Annotated in this window: 1 protein-coding gene and 1 pseudogene; both read left to right on the forward strand. The window is 48.8% G+C overall.

All coding sequences use genetic code 11. From position 1 onward, the window contains the following. Positions 1 to 163: 163 nt before the first annotated feature. The gene (locus H6F50_RS05995) at positions 164 to 589 is read left to right on the forward strand and encodes a DUF4278 domain-containing protein (RefSeq protein WP_190427430.1); all 426 of its coding nucleotides are present in this window, start codon (positions 164 to 166) and stop codon (positions 587 to 589) included. A gap of 450 nt (positions 590 to 1,039) precedes the next feature. Next, positions 1,040 to 1,932: pseudogene (locus H6F50_RS06000) on the forward strand (aconitate hydratase B); the annotation flags it as partial.

A 1,932-nucleotide genomic window follows, 5' to 3' on the forward strand; every position in this document is an offset into this window, starting at 1 on the left:
GGAAAAATGTAAAAATAGATACAGAAATAAATTAGCTAGTTCACCACTGACTGAGTATTCATAGCCGTCAGTGGCTCTGGGGAATAAAAGTAGAGCGCGATCGCGAAGCAGCGTGCCTTGCTTAGTAACAAATACTCAGGAAACTCAATCGGAGGCGAAACTTATGAAACTCTCTTATCGCGGCGTCAGCTACGAAAAAACTTCACCCACGCTGGAAGTAACCGAAAGCGAGATTGTGGGGAAGTATCGGGGACAGACTTACAACGTTGCATATCCCAGACATATTGCAGTTCCCGATGCGATTGTTAACTTGAACTATCGGGGAGTCCCCTACTTCATCGGCAAAACCGGCACGACTAGGGATGCTCTAGAGAGGCAAATCTCATGTGAAGGGATGGCATCTCTAGGCGATCGGAAATTGCCAACCGATACAAGTCGGCGAAAAGTGTTGGATAACGCCGCTAAAAGTCACTTAGCGAATATCCACCGCAGCTTGGAACATCGGATACAAGTCGCTAAAGCCAAAGGTGACGAAAATCTAATTCGCCTTCTAGAAGCAGAGTCGAAGCAACTGACATTGTGCCTCTAGGAGTTTCCAGAATATCTGGCTGTGCTTGCGGTTGAGTCAGCAGTAATTGCTAACTCAACCGCAAAGAGTCAAGGAGCGCACTCCTCCCCCTTTAGGTGTAAAATTTTATCTAAGCACGAAATCTTCAAAGCTGAAGACGACGGATTCCTGGTTTATAAAGCTACGTGGGCGATAGAGAGCGATCGCCCTTTTTTTTATGGGAATGGATTCTGGCAAATAAACCGTTACGGGTAAGGGTCGTTGCAGCGAATCCTACAAATTTTATTCCATTTTTTCACAATAATTAATAAAGGTAATCTGCGACTTAAGCAGTAGCGCTCTGCCTTGTGTTGACTTCTAACGATCGAGGGCAAAAAGCGTGTGAATCGCATCCTCACGATTGAAAACACAAAAGCGATGCGCTAAAAGCGCTACCGCCCCCAAATTTTGCTGAGACTAGGAGACTTGAAAATGCTTGAATCTTATCGTCAACACGTCGCTGAGAGGGCGGCACTCGGAATTCCACCACTGCCGTTGGATGCCCAGCAGACTTCTCAATTGTGCGACTTGTTGAAAAATCCTCCAGCGGGTGAAGAAGAGACATTGTTGGAATTGCTGCGCGATCGCATTCCTCCAGGCGTCGATCCCGCTGCTTACGTCAAAGCTGGCTTTCTCACCGCTGTCGCCAAAGGCGAAACCATTAGCCCTCTAGTTACCCCTATCTATGCAGTAGAACTGCTGGGAACAATGGTAGGCGGCTACAACGTGCAATCGTTGATAGATTTACTCAAATCTGACGATGAATTGGCATCAGCCGCCGCAACAGCTTTAAGCAAAATCATGCTGGTGTATGATGCCTTCCACGATGTCTTGGAATTGTCCGAGACGAATTCCTATGCCAAGCAAGTCATTGACGCTTGGGCGGCGGCGGAGTGGTTTACCAGTCGCCCCACCTTGCCAGAAGCGATTACCGTCACCGTGTTTAAGGTGCCGGGAGAGACGAACACCGACGATTTATCTCCCGCAACCCATGCCACAACCCGCCCGGATATTCCCTTGCACGCCTTGGCAATGCTGGAATCTCGGCAACCGGGAAGTTTGGAAACGATTGTCGAGTTGAAGAAAAAAGGGCATCCCGTGGCGTATGTAGGGGATGTCGTCGGAACGGGTTCTTCCCGGAAATCTGCGATTAACTCTGTTTTGTGGCACATTGGGCACGATATACCCTTCGTACCCAATAAACGGGCGGGGGGATATATATTAGGGAGTGCGATCGCGCCGATTTTCTTCAACACCGCCGAAGATGCCGGTGCATTACCCATCCAGTGCGATGTCACCCAGATGGAAACCGGCATGGTAATCAC

Origin of the sequence: Coleofasciculus sp. FACHB-712 (genome assembly GCF_014695635.1) — a bacterium.
In the GTDB taxonomy this organism is placed as follows: Bacteria; Cyanobacteriota; Cyanobacteriia; order Cyanobacteriales; family FACHB-T130; genus FACHB-T130.

What these genes read in the sequence shown, in the direction of transcription:
- H6F50_RS05995 (WP_190427430.1), top strand. Translation starts at nt 164, where the DNA reads ATGAAACTCTCTTATCGCGGCGTCAGCTACGAAAAAACTTCACCCACG.